At 62.9% G+C, this 14248-nt stretch carries 17 protein-coding genes; 13 read left to right on the top strand and 4 right to left on the bottom strand.

What is annotated here, in order from left to right; all coding sequences use genetic code 11:
• Together H290_RS0111295 and H290_RS0111290 are read right to left on the bottom strand one after the other, a co-directional pair.
• On the bottom strand, nucleotides 1-375 hold the full coding sequence (locus H290_RS0111295; protein ID WP_020106913.1) for a nuclear transport factor 2 family protein: 375 nt from the start codon (nucleotides 373-375) through the stop codon (nucleotides 1-3).
• Nucleotides 376-481: 106 nt separating this feature from the next.
• Nucleotides 482-1018, bottom strand: a complete 537-nt coding sequence (locus H290_RS0111290; RefSeq protein ID WP_020106912.1) for a Dps family protein — start codon at nucleotides 1016-1018, stop codon at nucleotides 482-484.
• Nucleotides 1019-1115: 97 nt separating this feature from the next.
• Between H290_RS0111290 and H290_RS0111285 the strand changes: the two genes are divergently transcribed.
• The 3 genes from H290_RS0111285 to H290_RS0111275 all read left to right on the top strand — a co-directional run bounded on the left by H290_RS0111285 (nucleotide 1116) and on the right by H290_RS0111275 (nucleotide 4585).
• Complete coding sequence (locus H290_RS0111285; protein WP_020106911.1) at nucleotides 1116-2498, top strand: DUF2252 domain-containing protein; 1383 nt, start codon at nucleotides 1116-1118, stop codon at nucleotides 2496-2498.
• 96 nt (nucleotides 2499-2594) lie between these two features.
• Entirely contained in the window at nucleotides 2595-3560 is a 966-nt protein-coding gene (locus H290_RS0111280) for a hypothetical protein (RefSeq protein ID WP_020106910.1), read from the top strand.
• A 107-nt stretch (nucleotides 3561-3667) separates the two neighbouring features.
• Nucleotides 3668-4585, top strand: a complete 918-nt coding sequence (locus H290_RS0111275) for a RimK family alpha-L-glutamate ligase (RefSeq protein ID WP_028463060.1) — start codon at nucleotides 3668-3670, stop codon at nucleotides 4583-4585.
• On the opposite strand, the gene H290_RS28365 is transcribed toward H290_RS0111275, so the two are convergent.
• The gene (locus H290_RS28365) at nucleotides 4490-5836 is read right to left on the bottom strand and encodes a nitrate/nitrite transporter (protein WP_081631558.1); all 1347 of its coding nucleotides are present in this window, start codon (nucleotides 5834-5836) and stop codon (nucleotides 4490-4492) included. The genes H290_RS0111275 and H290_RS28365 overlap by 96 nt on opposite strands.
• A gap of 89 nt (nucleotides 5837-5925) precedes the next feature.
• On the opposite strand from H290_RS28365, the gene H290_RS0111265 reads away from it, so the two are divergent.
• From H290_RS0111265 to H290_RS28360, 6 genes are all read left to right on the top strand, one after another.
• Nucleotides 5926-6315, top strand: a complete 390-nt coding sequence (locus tag H290_RS0111265; RefSeq protein WP_036518723.1) for a YidH family protein — start codon at nucleotides 5926-5928, stop codon at nucleotides 6313-6315.
• Nucleotides 6316-6459: 144 nt separating this feature from the next.
• Nucleotides 6460-6918 carry a peptide-methionine (R)-S-oxide reductase MsrB gene (msrB, locus tag H290_RS0111260; protein ID WP_020106906.1) on the top strand — a complete coding sequence of 153 codons (459 nt, stop codon included), beginning with the start codon at nucleotides 6460-6462 and terminating at the stop codon, nucleotides 6916-6918.
• Nucleotides 6919-7428, top strand: coding sequence for a peptide-methionine (S)-S-oxide reductase MsrA (gene msrA, locus H290_RS0111255; RefSeq protein ID WP_020106905.1), 510 nt, complete (start codon nucleotides 6919-6921; stop codon nucleotides 7426-7428).
• Nucleotides 7429-7532: 104 nt separating this feature from the next.
• Complete coding sequence (locus H290_RS0111250) at nucleotides 7533-7997, top strand: hypothetical protein (protein WP_020106904.1); 465 nt, start codon at nucleotides 7533-7535, stop codon at nucleotides 7995-7997.
• Nucleotides 7994-8329 carry a transcriptional regulator gene (locus H290_RS0111245; RefSeq protein ID WP_020106903.1) on the top strand — a complete coding sequence of 112 codons (336 nt, stop codon included), beginning with the start codon at nucleotides 7994-7996 and terminating at the stop codon, nucleotides 8327-8329. Before H290_RS0111250 ends, H290_RS0111245 begins: the two co-directional genes overlap by 4 nt.
• A 266-nt stretch (nucleotides 8330-8595) precedes the next feature.
• Entirely contained in the window at nucleotides 8596-10731 is a 2136-nt protein-coding gene (locus tag H290_RS28360) for a hypothetical protein (protein WP_155976799.1), read from the top strand.
• 40 nt (nucleotides 10732-10771) lie between these two features.
• On the opposite strand, the gene H290_RS0111235 is transcribed toward H290_RS28360, so the two are convergent.
• Nucleotides 10772-11053 carry a hypothetical protein gene (locus tag H290_RS0111235; protein WP_020106901.1) on the bottom strand — a complete coding sequence of 94 codons (282 nt, stop codon included), beginning with the start codon at nucleotides 11051-11053 and terminating at the stop codon, nucleotides 10772-10774.
• Nucleotides 11054-11181: 128 nt separating this feature from the next.
• On the opposite strand from H290_RS0111235, the gene H290_RS30190 reads away from it, so the two are divergent.
• From H290_RS30190 to H290_RS31140, 4 genes are all read left to right on the top strand, one after another.
• Nucleotides 11182-11751 carry a hypothetical protein gene (locus H290_RS30190; RefSeq protein WP_051121953.1) on the top strand — a complete coding sequence of 190 codons (570 nt, stop codon included), beginning with the start codon at nucleotides 11182-11184 and terminating at the stop codon, nucleotides 11749-11751.
• 35 nt (nucleotides 11752-11786) lie between these two features.
• Entirely contained in the window at nucleotides 11787-12650 is an 864-nt protein-coding gene (locus H290_RS0111225) for an LLM class flavin-dependent oxidoreductase (protein WP_028463059.1), read from the top strand.
• A gap of 440 nt (nucleotides 12651-13090) precedes the next feature.
• Nucleotides 13091-13279 (top strand): hypothetical protein, encoded by a 189-nt coding sequence (locus tag H290_RS0111220; protein WP_020106899.1) that lies wholly within the window; start codon nucleotides 13091-13093, stop codon nucleotides 13277-13279.
• Between the two features lie 750 nt (nucleotides 13280-14029).
• Entirely contained in the window at nucleotides 14030-14179 is a 150-nt protein-coding gene (locus H290_RS31140) for a hypothetical protein (RefSeq protein ID WP_020106898.1), read from the top strand.
• Nucleotides 14180-14248 lie beyond the last annotated feature (69 nt).

Raw genomic sequence — 14248 nt, 5'->3', positions numbered from 1 at the left:
CTAGAGCTGCTGCAGGTCCTCGGGACGCCACACGGCACGCATCGTCTTGATCTTGCCGTTGTCGTCGAACACCATGATGTCGACCGGGGTGATCTTGAATGACATCCCGGCGGTTTCGGTGATCAGTGTGAACTCAAAGACCGCCGTGTTCCCGGCGATCTTGGTCCACAGCAGTTCTGAGGTGACCTTTTCCATCGCCGCGATCACGCCGTAGAACTCGATCAGCGACTCGCGGGTGTTCCGGATCTCGGCGCCGATGGGATCTTCGACGGTGGCGCCGTCTGCGTAGAGGTCTGCGACCTGTTCCGGCGTCCCGTTCGCGACCAGATCCACGTAGGACTCGACGATTTTCTGCAGTTCTTCAACACTCGCCATCTGGCGTCTCCCTCGACTGTGTAGAACGTGTTCTAGTTCGAAGGGCGACAATACCCCGCCGACAAGTTCTGTCGACGGGGTATTCACAGATCGATCAAGCGTCGGGTCAGCGACTCTTCTTTGCCGCAGCTGCCTCGGTCTTGGTGCCGGCATTGGACAACTCGCCCGACGAGTTCTCCAGGTGCGCCCGGACAAACCAGTGGAACTTCTCGAGTTCCGCGGTCTGACCGATGAACATGTCCTCGGTGACCGGATCGATCTCACCGGCGATGGCGATCGCCTCGCGGTGGGAGGAGATGAAACCGACGTACACCAGGTCAAGCGCACCGAGATGTGCCTGCACGGTGTCGCGGCCGACGGAATAGTCCTTCCACGACCGATCGTGTTCGATGGCCTTTGCGGTTCCGTTCGGAGATCCGCCCAGGGTCGCGATTCTCTCGGCGACGGTGTCTGCGTACCCGCGCGTCAGCTCCACTTGCGGATCGATCATTTCGTGGACACCGATGAAGTTGGCTCCGACCACATTCCAGTGAATGTGTTTGAGGGTCAGATGGAGGTCATTGAACGCACTCAGTCGTTCCTGCATGACGCCGATCAGCTTCTTGGTGGCCTTGTTCGAGAGGCCCGGTGCGGTGAATGTCATGTCTGCCGGTTTCCCTCACCCACCGATGCCTAAACTTGTCGTGGCCTGATCGATTCGCGACGCCCGCGAACGGCCAGGTCGCGAAAGGTTCCCGTTCGTGGCCACAGATCCCGCACCTGTCGATCTTCGTACCTACGTCGACGCCGATGAAGTCCTCGCACACGGCCGTCGCCTGCGCGAACAACTCCCGCAGTCGGCACACGATCACCAGACCGCCGCCGACAACCGGCCCGGCGTACTCGACTACATCGAGTCGAGCAACGTCGGCAGACTGCCGGATCTGACACCGCTGCGCATCGGACGGATGAGCGCATCACCGTATGCATTCTTTCGCGGCGGCGCCGGTCTGATGGCGGCCGACCTCGCCGCCACCCCGAACAGTGGGTTGGTAGCCCAGTTGTGCGGTGACGCCCACGCCGCGAACTTCGGCCTGTACGGCACTCCGGATGGTCAGATTGTCATGGACATCAACGATTTCGACGAGACGATCCCCGGTCCGTGGGAGTGGGACCTCAAACGTCTCGCGGCGAGTCTGGTTCTGGCGGGCCGCGAGGGCAACGTGTCGGAGACAGGCTGCCTCGAGGCCGCCCGCGATGCCGTGAAGTCCTATCGGAAGACCGTCCACAAACTCGCCAAGACGCCCTTCCTACGCTCGTGGTCGGCGTTGCCGGACGCGTCCATCCTCGATCGGGTCAAGGCCGATGCGCTTCTCGACAACTTCAACGATGCCTCGAAGAAGGCTCGGCGCAACACCAGTTCGAAGGTGGTCGCCAAGTGGACCGAACACCTCGAAGACCACACCACCGGTATCCGGCGACACCGATTCGTCACCGACCCGCCGATCCTCACCCACGTCGACGCGGCCACTGCCGACGCGGTGACCACCGGGTTGAGCACCTACGTCGACACGCTGCGCGAGTCCAGGCGCAATCTGATCACCCGGTTCGCGGTCTCGGACGTCGCCTTTCGCATCGTCGGCACCGGAAGCGTCGGACTGCGCAGCTACGTGGCGCTGCTGCACGGTAATCGCTCGGAGGATCTGGTGCTGCAGGTGAAACAGGCCGGCCCGTCTGCCCTGGCGCCGTTCGTGACGGCCGCAACTCCGCGACACGAGGGCAAACGAATCGTGCGAGGTGCCCGAATGGTCCAGGCCGAGACCGACATCCTGCTCGGCTGGACCACCATCGACGGACTGCCCTTCATCGTCCGGCAGTTCCGCAATCTCAAGGGGGACATCGACCCGACCTCCCTGAAGCGAACCCTGCTCGACGATTACGGTCGCCTTGCCGGCGCTCTTCTCGCCCGGGCACACTCGAGGTCACTCGACCCGCGTTTGTTGTCAGGGTATTTCGGTGAGGGTGGCGCTCTCGACAAGGATTTCGCGAGCTTCGCCGTCCGCTATGCGGACCAGACCGAGAAGGACCACTCCGTCCTCGTATCCGCAGTGACCGCGGGAACGATTGAGGCACAGATCGAATAGCCACGCGCCGATGTCCTTGACACCCCATACCCGGTGGGATTGGGTCAATTGAACACTTTTGCCGAAGTCCCAACGGATTGTCGAAGGATTCGAAAAATGACGCAGAACCCGCCCCCGCCCGGGAACGAACCGAACGTTCCCCTCGGAAAGAATCCAGGACAGCCCGAACCACCGCAGGGCGGGCAATACCCACCGCCCGGCGGCTACCAGCCCCCGCAGGGTGGTCAGTACCCACCGCCGCAGGGTGGGGGTGGTCAGTACCCGCCGCCGCAGGGTGGCGGTGGTCAATACCCGCCGCCGCAGGGCGGTTACCAGCCTCCTCCGCAGCAGGGTGGCTATCAGCCCCCGCAGGGTGGTTACCCGCCACCACCACCGGCCGGTCAGTACGCACCGCAGGGCGGCGGTTACCCCGCGGCCGGCGGCTTCGGACCGCCGCAACTGTCCGTGGGCGCGGCGATCAACTACGGCTGGGACAAGTACAAGGCAAATCCCGGACCGTGGATCGCGATCTGCCTGCTTGGGTTTGTTGTCAGCGTGTTTGTCCAGTTTGCGTTCTCGGGCTTCAGCTTCAACAACGATTCGCTGGTCCTGAGCCTGCTCGGCAGCCTGGTGTCGTTTGTCGTCAGCACACTCTTCAAGGCCGCCTTCACCAACGGCGCCCTGTCCGAACTCGACGGACAGCGTCCCACCTTCAGCGCGTTCTTCAATTTCAGGAACCTGAGCGCGGTGTTCATCGTTGCCATCATCGTGGGCATCGCCACCGTGATCGGCTTCATCCTGCTGATCATCCCGGGCCTGATCGTCATGTTCCTGACCTGGTACGCACTCACCTTCGCGATCGATCGGGACATGGATGCGATCACCGCTATCAAGGCGAGCTTCGAGCTGACCTCGAAGAACGTCGGACCGCTGTTCCTGCTGGCACTGGCCTGCATCGGCCTGAACATCGTGGGCGCGATCCTTTGCGGCCTCGGGCTGCTGGTGACCATCCCACTCACGCTCATCGCGAGCACCTACGCCTACCGCGTCCTGACCGGCGGTACCGTCTCGCCCACCGCGTAATCGACAGCGGATAGGCGAGTAGACAACTCGTCCAAGCCCGATACCGGCACCGATCGTGGTGCCGGTATCGGGTTTTCGTGTCCCTGGCCTGGTACTAGCCTGAACCGGTGAGTGGACATCGTCAGTCGAGTAGTCGCCGGCCCAGCGTGGTTCTCGCCTCCTGCCAACAACTTCCGAACAGCGACGGCGACGACGACGGGCTCGTCGAAGCCCTCGCACGGGCCGGTGTCGACGCCAGGTGGTTGCCATGGGACGACCCGACAATCCACGACGCCGACGCCGTCATCCTGCGGGCGACCTGGGATTACCCGGAGCGATTGGCCGAGTTCATCGACTGGACCAAAAGTGTTCACCGACTGATCAATTCGCCGGCCATGGTGCAGTGGAACCACGACAAGGGATACATGCTCGACCTCGAACGCGCGGGGATCCCGATTGTCCCGACCGCGGTCTTTGCGCCCGGTGATCACGTGACGATCCCGGACGGCGAAGTGGTGGTGAAGCCGGCAGTGGCCGGCGGCAGTCGCGGTGCCGCACGGTTCATCGAACCCGCCGGCGCGCTTGCCCATTCCGCGTTGTTGCACCGCGACGGCCACCGGGTGCTGGTGCAGCCGTTCGATCCGTTGATCACCGCCGGGGAGACCGCGCTCGTATACCTCGCGGGCGAGCGGTCGCACGCGTTCAGCAAGGGCCCGATGCTCCCGCAGCCCGGTGAATCTGGAGAGCTGGATGAGTCCGGTCTCTATCTCGTCGAGAAGCTCACACCGGCGTTGCCGCCAGAATCGTTCTGGGCGTTGGGTGATGCCGTCATGAAAGCCGCCGCCCACGCGGTCGGCGTGGTGCCGTCGGATCTGCTCTACGCACGGGTGGATCTGGTGGGCACCGCCGAGGCAGGTCCCAAGCTACTCGAGTTCGAGGCGATCGAACCGTCACTCGGTTGGCGGCAGATCGCTGCTGCCACTGACCGCGGAATGGCGATGGACCGCTTCGCTGCTGCCACCGCCGCTGCCCTCGCCGGGCACTGACACCGCCGCAGGTACCGGGACTTCGATGGGTCGGACCCGAGCTTCGCGGCGCGCCCCGCCGCGGGTGACCAGGACGCCCACGATGGCGATGAACCACACGGCGAACTGCACGGTCCAGGCGACGCGGAACGAGCCGAAGGAGTAACCGCCCATCGCGCCGATGATGCTGCCCATCGTCTGCATCACCACCATGGACACCAGGAATCCGCCCATGTTGACCAGACCCTGCGCGGTACCCAGGACCGAACCCGGGTTCGAGGTCCGGGCGAAGTCGAATCCGATCACCGACCCGGGACCCCCGACCGAGATGACGACCACCAAGAGCACCAGCAACCACATGGGTGCCTGTGTGGGAAGCAGCAATACGATCGCCCAGATCACCACGTTGCTGCCCATGATCACCAGGACCAGATCAGACCGTCGCGCCGGATGACGCCCGGTGAACACTCCGATCCCGATCCCGGCGACGATCATCACGCCGACGGACACCGTCAGGATCCCACCGGCGGTCTCTTTGGAAAGTCCCTGCGCAGTGGTCAGGTACGGGATGCCCCACATCAGCGCGAACACCGTGAGCGAGAACTGGGTGCCCATGTGGGTGAAGAGGCCCAATTTGGTCCCGGACCGCGACCACACCGTCTTGACGCCACCCAACGTGCGGCGCAGCGATGTCCGCGGCACGGCGGTTTCTGTTCCGGCCGGCGCATTGCGCACCACTGCCACTGTCAGTACCACCGACAACATGCCGAGGGCCGCGGCCGACATGTACGCCGCCGTCCACCCGCGGGCATTGAGCAGCATGAGGAACGGCACCGCCGACAGCACCTGGCCGAACTGCCCACAGATACCGGTCAATTGGGTGACCAGCGGAACCCGGCGCGGAGTGAACCACCGCGGTACCAGCCTCAGCACCGAGATGAACGTGAACGCGTCGCCGATCCCGACCAGGACGCGCGCCGCGATGGCGACCGGCAGTTCTTCGGTCAGCGCCATCGTCATCTGACCGGTGACCAGGATCAACCCACCGGTCACGAGCATCGCGCGCGACCCGAAGCGATCCAGCAGCAACCCGGCGGGTACTTGCGAGAGTGCATAGACGGAGAGCTGCAGGACCACAAAAGTCGAGAGCACACCGGGCGGCGCCGAGAATCGTTCAGCGGCGTCGAGCCCCGAAACACCCAGTGTCGTCCGGGCGAGAATCGCCACCACATAAGCGAATACACCTGTCGCCCAGATCACCCATGAGCGCACAGCTGTCCCTTCGCGTTTTCGGTCCCCAGATTTCAAGCATGGTCCTGACCGATTCGCCGGCGTCATCCGCCCCTGGAACACCGTGGGTGATGCGCGATGATGGAACCGTGCCGACTCCGGATGGTTCACCGAGGGACCCAGGGCCCACTCCTGGTGCGGTCGACGCCCGCTTCACTCTCGCCGCCGAGCGAACGGTGTTGTCGTGGATCCGGACCGCACTCGGGCTGATCGCAGCCGGGCTCGCGGTGATGCACGTGCTGCCCGACTACTCGACGCAGACCTCCCGCGACGTACTCGGCATCGGCCTGGTGGCATTCGGGGCATTCACCGCGATCGTTGGCGGTGTTCGCTGGCGACAGACCACCACAGCGCTGCGCGACGGCGGCGACATGCCCGGTCCGCTGCCGGTGTGGCTGCTGATCGCGCTGCTCACCTTGTTCTCGGTGCTCGCCGTGATTCTCGGGCTGCAATCGCACTGATCGAGACCGGGTCGATGGAACACTCGCCAGTCGGGACGATGGAACACCGCGGCGTCGTCCGTCGTTATACAACCGAGCTCCACGACTCCCGCCGAATGCCCGACACGGGCACCCGGTGGTGACAATTTACGAAGGAGAGTCCACGTGTCGAATGAGTACCGCAAAGACCCCGACGCCATCGCCCGGCTGAACCCGGCGCAGTTTGCCGTCACGCAGGAATCGGCCACAGAACCGGCCTTCCGGAACGAGTTCTGGGATAACCACGAAGCCGGCCTCTACGTTGACATCGTGTCCGGCGAGCCGCTGTTCACGTCGACCCAGAAGTTCGACAGCGGTTGTGGCTGGCCGAGTTTCACGACTCCGATCGAACCGGCCAATGTTGTCGAGAAGCGCGACGCCACGCATGGGATGGTCCGCACCGAGGTGCGTTCAACCCACGGCGACAGCCACCTCGGCCACGTCTTCAACGACGGACCCATCGCTGAGGGTGGTCTGCGCTACTGCATCAACTCCGCTTCGCTTCGCTTCATCCAGGTCGCAGACATGGAGAAGGAAGGCTATGGCGAGTACCTGAAGCTGTTTTCAACCGAGGAGGCGAAGTAGATGACCGACAAGGCGATTCTGGCGGGTGGATGTTTCTGGGGCGTGCAAGATCTGATCCGTAAGCGCCCGGGTGTTGTCTCTACCCGGGTCGGATACACCGGCGGCGACGTACCGAATGCGACGTACCGCAACCACGGCACGCACGCCGAAGCCCTGGAGATCGAATACGACCCGGAACAGATCACCTACCGCGATCTGCTCGAGTTCTTCTTCCAGATCCATGACCCGTCGACCAAGAACCGGCAGGGCAATGACGTCGGCGCCAGCTACCGGTCGGCGATCTTCTACACCGACGACGAGCAGAAGCAGGTTGCCCAGGACACGATCGCGGACGTCGACGCATCCGGTTTGTGGCCGGGCAGGGTGGTCACCGAGGTGACCCCCGCCGGCGACTTCTGGGAGGCAGAGCCCGAGCATCAGGACTACCTCGAACGCATTCCGAACGGCTACACGTGCCATTACGTGCGGCCGGGCTGGAAGCTCCCACGGCGGACGCAAACCACCAGCTAGACGTCGATTTCTCAAATCCCCGCCCGACCACGGTCGAGCGGGGATTTGACTTTCCCATCAGGAAAGTAGAGACTACTTTCCAACCAGGAAAGTGAGATTTCATCATGGCCGACATCGATCCAGAAGAAGCCCGCGGTGCCTTGGAGTCCGCCGACCGCGCCCGCCGCCAGATGAGCGACGAAGTCGGTTTGCCCGCCACGTACTGGTGGGGCCTGGCCGCCGGCTGGCTCCTGTTGGGAGTTGTCGTCGAATTCTGTCCGTGGTGGATATCGATGGCGGCAACAATCCTCTTCGGCATCGGGCATTCCGTCGTCGCTTCGCGGCTGCTGAGCGGCCGTCGGCGCACCTCCGGAGTCCAGGTGAGCCGCGAGGTGACCGGCGCAAAGAACGCGATGCTGGTGGTCGGGATCCTGCTGATGCTGGTGGCGCTGACCATCGCGTTCGCGCTCATCCTCGACGCCCAGGATGTCGGGATGCCCGCGCTGTGGTCGGCACTGATCGTCGCCGTACTGACCGGAATCGGCGGACCGGAGATCCTCGCGGCCGTGCGCAAGTGGACACGTGCGTGAGCGCAACCGACGGTTTCGACGAACTCATCCACCCGAGTACGCGTCTGACGTTGGTCGCCACCCTGGCAGCTGCAGACTGGGCCGAGTTCGCATTCTTGAAGGAACACCTCAATCTTTCCGATTCGGCGTTGTCCAAGCAGCTGTCGACGCTGGAGGGTGCCGGTTACCTGATCACCGAACGGGCCACCACCGGGCGTAGGCGCACTGTCCGGGTCAGCCTCACCGAGGCGGGCCGACAAGCATTCGACGGCCATATCGCAGCGCTGCAGGCCATTGTCGGCGGCAGCGACCCCCGCTCTCCCGAACCGGGATCACACACCCCGACCTCGTAACATCCTTGATGCCGTCGCGCCAACCACTGGGGCTCGTGCCTCCTGAGCGTCGACCATCCGCTCCCGGCGGTCCTGTTGCGCGACAACGGTTCTGGCCTGAGAAGACATAGCCGACGCTCGCGTCCAGGCTGCCTCAAAACTTCGAACGACGAGCGCCGTAGTACGTCCGTACGATTCTGCGACAAAACGGTCATTTCGGCCAACTCGGAACGCGGGCATTCCATACGATCCAGCAGTCACCCCCGCTGAGATCCAAGGAGACCAAAGTGAAGCCCTCGCAGGCAAATCGTGCTGATCGTCGTCAATCTGCGCGCGAACATGCGCGTTCCTCCAAGAAACTGACGAAAACGGTGGCCGCGCTTGGGGCTGTACTGGCGATCGGCACCGGGGTGGCAGCCCCGGCGATGGCCGCCGAGCTGAACGCCGGACAGATCGCGCAGAACAACTACGCGACAACCGAGAACATCATCACGATCACTGACAACCTAGGGCGCACGCAGGTCGCGTTGCTTGCCCCGCTGGGTTCGGTGCTGCCCGCCGGGTGGGTACCGGCGGTGACGACCACGACGTCCTCGACCACGGAAACACTCAACATCCTCGGGATCATCCAGGAGACCACCGGGATGTTGCTCGCGGTTCCCGATACCGGCCACGTTCCCGGAATTCCTGCACTCGCCGGTGTCGGCACGCTCCCCGCGCAGCTACTTCTCGGCGGAGAGCTCCTCGAACCGCTGGTCGGATTGGGTGCCGCCAATCTACAAGTCGCCCTTGCCGCCGGCCTCCTGGGGACGATCAATCCTCTGACCAACGTTGCAAACACCGCAGCAAACGTCGTCCAGACGGTTGGCGGCGACAAAGTCACCCAGCAGGCAGGGCAACTCACCGGGATTCCGTCCATCGATGAGGCCCTTGGCTTCGTCGGGGGAACCAAGAACTCGAGCTCGTGGAATGGCACGTTCAACTGGCCCGTAGCCGGAATCAGCAATCAAAGCTGGATCACACAGGACAAGCTGACAGTCGACTCGATCAGCTCGGACGAAATCCAGGAGAAATTCTCCGCCGGCCTCAACACGCCGGATTATTTGAAGGTGCAGAAGGGCAAGACCAGGTACTACCTATGTGGGTTCAAGCTGTGCTCTGAATGGGTACCGACGAAGGACGTGAACGGCAACCCGGTTTACGCCGTCACATACGACCCGAACTCGCAGGTCGCTAACATACTGGCGACGCTCGACAACGTCGATGTCCAGGGCTTCTCCCTCATCAAACGCGAGATCGGCAGCAAATCCAGCCTCCCATTTGACGGTTCGGCGGGCTGGCTGGCCGGTGTGACGCAGGTGATCGTGCCGGGCGCCGAGGGTGAGCCGGACAAGGTGTCGACGGTCCCGATCATGGCCGGCGGATTCGCGTCCCCGGGTGATCTGTTCACCGTCGGTGGCCTGTACTCCCCCGGCATCGTCACCAACGGTCCCCAGTCGATCCAGTCCATACTCGGCAGCCGGTCGTCGAGCTTCTCGATTCCGCGGGCCGGCTTCGGCGTCGAACAGACGTCGATCCTGCAGTCCTTCTACATCGGCCCCGACGGGTTCATCTCCGACTCGGGGTGGACCATCGCGATGATCAACGTCGGTGGCACCCCGATCCCGGTGATCTACTCGCTCGGGTCGGTGAACTTCGGACCGCAAGGAGTTGGGTACACCAGCCCATCGATCTTCGGCGTCGGGTTGCCCGGCTTCCAGCTCGGCACAACTCCTACGGGTGCCGGCGAGTCCACCGGTGGACTCCTTGGAGGAATCGGCGGTATCGACATTCCGACATCGCTCATCGTGCTCGACCCGAAACTGGTGTTCGACGCACTCGGCATCACCGACCCGACCGGACTCGGACTCAACGATCCCGTCGGGACGCTTCGCAAGGTGGAAGCGGTCCTGAGTCCGCTGTTCACCCAGTATGTGACGCCAACGGCCTCCCAGATCTCGCAGGCTCTCGCCGACGCCGCAACGGACATCGTGAACGAGGGATCGGCCGCGGTGAAGGACACGGCGACGTCCCTGGTTGGCATTACCAACGAGATCGCCGACACCGTCGAAGAGGTCACCGACCAGACGGACACGACGTTGACTGCCGGCAGGCACGCGCTCGACGACACCACCTACACCGGAAAGCATCGCGCGGACGACTCCGATGCGCCGCTTGTGGCGACCTCCTATACCGACGAGCAGGACTCCACCCCCTCGACCGACACAGAGGAGACTGATGGTGGGTCAAACGACGAGGGCGAAGCGACCGACGACAGCAAGGCCAACGACGACAACGCACCGAACGAAGACAACGGTGCCAACGACAGCGGATCTGATCCAACCGGTTCCAGCGGTGACAGCAGTTCGTCGTCAGACGAGTAGCATTCGAGCGCGTCTATCTCTGGTCGGCGGTGGACCCAGGCTAAAAGCCCAGCCCCATCCAATCGGTGGCGGTGAAGGCCTTCTCCAGATGCGCTGCCTCGACCTTGACCTCATCGGGGTCCGGGTCGAGGCCGTCTCCGGCAATGGCACGCAAGGCGGCGGTGACACCCGCCTCGTAGGTCTCGAACCCGCCGATGACCACGCTGTCGGCACGCCACCACACGAGCAGGTGGGATCCACTCGGGGACGGGCAGAAGCCGATCACCTGACCATCGCGGGCCAACGTCGGGCAGCCGTCCGGGAAGGCGTCGGTTTCACTCATGGGAGCACTGTATTCCGGGCTTCCGACGCCCCTGTGAACAGCGACGACACCGGCCGCACCGAACCGATTTGTTTGCAGCCACGACCCGGCGGGTAGTCCTACAGCAACATCAATCATTGGAGCTGATCATGGACACCGTTGTCTGGATTGTTATCGCAGTTGTGGTCGTACTTCTTCTGATCGCTCTCGCGTTCGCGCTGATGCGCCAGCGGAAAGCCCGGCGTCGCGTCCAGGCCGGGGAAATCCGGGAAGCCGCCTCTCGCCGTGTGAACGATGTCCAGCGGGAAGAGGCCATCGCCGAGGAAGCCGCCGCACGGGCCCGTCGCGCGAAGGCCGATGCGGACGCCAAGGCAGCCGAGGCCAAGCGCCTGTCGGCCGAGGCCCAGAACCGCCATGGGGTTGCGGCATCGTCGCGTGAGGAACTGCAGTCCGAGTTCGCACAGGCTGACAAGATCGATCCCGATGTGCCGAAGAACCAGAATCGGAACCAGAACGAGAACCTGAACCCGAACCAGAACCCGAACCAGAACCAGAACCATGGTCGGCACGAAAGCCCGCAGAACATCGGGAACGACGGCGTGCCGAACAACCGGAATGACATCCCGCAGAACAACCGGAACGACGGCGTGCCGAACAACCGGAACGACATCCCGCAGAACACTCGGCGCCAGACCCCGGAGAACACACAGAATTTGTGAGGCGCGTTCGGCGCGTTTCCGTTTAGGCTCAGCAGATGCGCTATGGGATCTCGATTCTTCCGGATCAACCATGGCGGGAAGCTCGCCCGAAATGGGAACGCGTCGACGCGATGGGTTTCGACCACGGGTGGTTCTTCGATCACCTGGTGTGGGGTGGACTTCCCGATTCCCAGTGGTTCTCCTGCATTCCCACCATGACCGCCGCCGCGGCGGTGACACCGATCAAGCTCGGAACGTTTGTCGCAACACCCAACTTTCGACATCCGGTGTCGTTTTCCCGCGAGATCGAAACTCTGCTCGACATCGCCGGTGACCGGATCCTGTTGGGGCTCGGGGCGGGTGGAACACCTGACGACGTTGTCGAGGGAAGGCCGCCGTTAACCGCAAAAGAGAAGGTCGACAGGTTTCAGGAGTTCACCGGCCTGCTCGGACAGTTACTAGGTGAGGACCATGTCACCGCTGACGGTGACTACTACCAGGCCCGGGACATGCGCCTGGTCGGTGGCGCCGTCCGCGACAACGTCCCGTTCATCCTCGCCGGCAACGGCCCGCGATCGGTTCGCTTCGCCGCGAAACACGGCGACGCCTGGATGACCACCGGCACCAAGGTCGAGACCCTCGACGAGTGGTTCACCGGGATCGCCGCGAATTGCGGACTACTCGACAAGACACTGATCGAAAATGACCGCGATCCAGAAACGTTCGATCGCTATCTGAACCTCGACGCCTCACCACAATTCTCGCTGGAGAGCATCGGGGTCTTCGACGATATGGTCGGTCAGGCAGCGGAACTCGGATTCACCGATGTGATCACGCACTGGCCACGGGCCGACGATCCCTTTCGAGGATCGGTCTCGGTCCTCGAATCATTGGCCGAGCGCGGATTCGAAGGTCGGTAGAGCCGACGAATTCATGGCCTCTCAGCGTCGGCCCATTCGGATACAAACATCTGCCCGTTCGCGCAACACTGACCGCAATCCTGCCCCGGCGGCTGCTGCTCGGTCTGACGGGTGAAGATCGGGTAATTCGGTGGCGCCTGCTTCAGCTTGTTCGATGACAATGGCCAATTGATGACCCCGCTGGTGGCCATGTAACCAGATCCCGCACCGATCTCCGGAACATCCGGAGAATCTTTTCGTAGTGTTTGAGGGTCGGTTCGCAAGTCGACTCAACCTATCATCTCCGCGTAATCAGTTGGGCCACAATACTATTAACACTTCTTCGTGGATGACGCCATGAATCATGAAATCAAGACTGGCCTGGGCGGAAAATGCCACTTCTAGGCTAAGCCCTGAGTTCCCGACTTTGGGGGCTCGCTCTACCAACGAAGGGTTCGAAGATGGTGCTTCTATTGACAGTTACGTTCGCGGCCATCCTGATGCTGGCGGGCGTTGCCGGCTCATATTTCAGGGAAGTTGTGAGCGATGGCCCAACACCACCCGCAGTCGCGATCGGATCGGCCGCAGGCCTGATGGCCGTAGTGGGTTGCGGATTGCTCTACTCCTACGCAATGGCTATTGCCACGTGACCGGAATGATCGCAGTGGAATCTGTAACCCGATCAATCTCGGCGGCCGGGTAATCGACTGTTGGAACAAGGGTCTCGTCTGACGGATCTAGGCGACGGGACCCTTGTTCCAATGCGATCAGACAAACTGCGGCTTCCGCGAGGGGGCCAGCGCTGGTCTTGATTTCTCAGGCACCGTCAGGTCTGGTGGGCTCAGAAGTGCAGGTATATCGTTCGCCGCGCCTTCGAGGTTGCAATTCTCGGTATCGGCTTGGAAATTCACTTCTCGTTTGGGCCCATTTTCCTTGATCACAGTACGGGTTCCAGTGTGTAGCTCCGTGGAATACACAGACTCGGTTTCGGTTTCGACGACGGCTGGTTTGTCATCGCCAGACCCCGCCCCCTTTGCGGCCTCTCCCCGCGTTCGATTGCTCGTTCGCGATGCCCGCTGTGTGCGGTCGGACAGAAACGGGCTGGCTCGGGCGGAGCCGGAGTTTGCCGCAGCGTGATGGGCCAAGGACCTGGCGCAGTACTTGCAGTGCGCCGGTGTGCGCTCGATAAACACATCCACACCGCGGCGTTCGGGGCGAACCAGGCCTGCGTCTGCTTCCCCGGGCATGGATCCTGGTTTGTTCAGGCTGCCGATTCCCGAACCGTTGCCGATTTTCGATGTCGATATGCAGCGCAGATTAGCGGGACGCGCCGAGCTACTTTATCCGATCTCCGGCGCGTCGCCCGGCCCCGCTAATTCGAATGTGCAGTCAGTCAGACGATGGCGAACCGAGTTATCGCCTTCCTTCGTCAACTGTTGCCGGCCGTCACCCAGCCGTCAGGGAACCGGAGGATCGTCAGCATCGCCGTCAAGGTCCTCAACAACGACGCATCGAGCTTGTCGAACGCAGCCCTGATTGTCGCCTCCTGATTGCGCTCAGCACAGGACGCACCCTTGATCCACTGCTTTGTGATCCGAGGTCACCGCCTGGACGTTGAC

Source organism: Nocardia sp. 348MFTsu5.1 (genome assembly GCF_000383535.1).
Lineage (GTDB): Bacteria > Actinomycetota > Actinomycetes > Mycobacteriales > Mycobacteriaceae > Williamsia > Williamsia faeni.
Note: the sequence above shows the minus strand (reverse complement) of the source record. Positions and strands in the feature narration are given on the sequence as shown.

Coding starts and splice junctions, on each gene's coding strand:
- H290_RS0111295 (WP_020106913.1), bottom strand. CDS start 375: ATGGCGAGTGTTGAAGAACTGCAGAAAATCGTCGAGTCCTACGTGGAT.
- H290_RS0111290 (WP_020106912.1), bottom strand. CDS start 1,018: ATGACATTCACCGCACCGGGCCTCTCGAACAAGGCCACCAAGAAGCTG.
- H290_RS0111280 (WP_020106910.1), top strand. CDS start 2,595: ATGACGCAGAACCCGCCCCCGCCCGGGAACGAACCGAACGTTCCCCTC.
- H290_RS0111265 (WP_036518723.1), top strand. CDS start 5,926: ATGCGCGATGATGGAACCGTGCCGACTCCGGATGGTTCACCGAGGGAC.
- msrA (WP_020106905.1), top strand. CDS start 6,919: ATGACCGACAAGGCGATTCTGGCGGGTGGATGTTTCTGGGGCGTGCAA.
- H290_RS0111250 (WP_020106904.1), top strand. CDS start 7,533: ATGGCCGACATCGATCCAGAAGAAGCCCGCGGTGCCTTGGAGTCCGCC.
- H290_RS0111235 (WP_020106901.1), bottom strand. CDS start 11,053: ATGAGTGAAACCGACGCCTTCCCGGACGGCTGCCCGACGTTGGCCCGC.
- H290_RS30190 (WP_051121953.1), top strand. CDS start 11,182: ATGGACACCGTTGTCTGGATTGTTATCGCAGTTGTGGTCGTACTTCTT.
- H290_RS0111225 (WP_028463059.1), top strand. CDS start 11,787: ATGCGCTATGGGATCTCGATTCTTCCGGATCAACCATGGCGGGAAGCT.
- H290_RS0111220 (WP_020106899.1), top strand. CDS start 13,091: ATGGTGCTTCTATTGACAGTTACGTTCGCGGCCATCCTGATGCTGGCG.
- H290_RS31140 (WP_020106898.1), top strand. CDS start 14,030: ATGGCGAACCGAGTTATCGCCTTCCTTCGTCAACTGTTGCCGGCCGTC.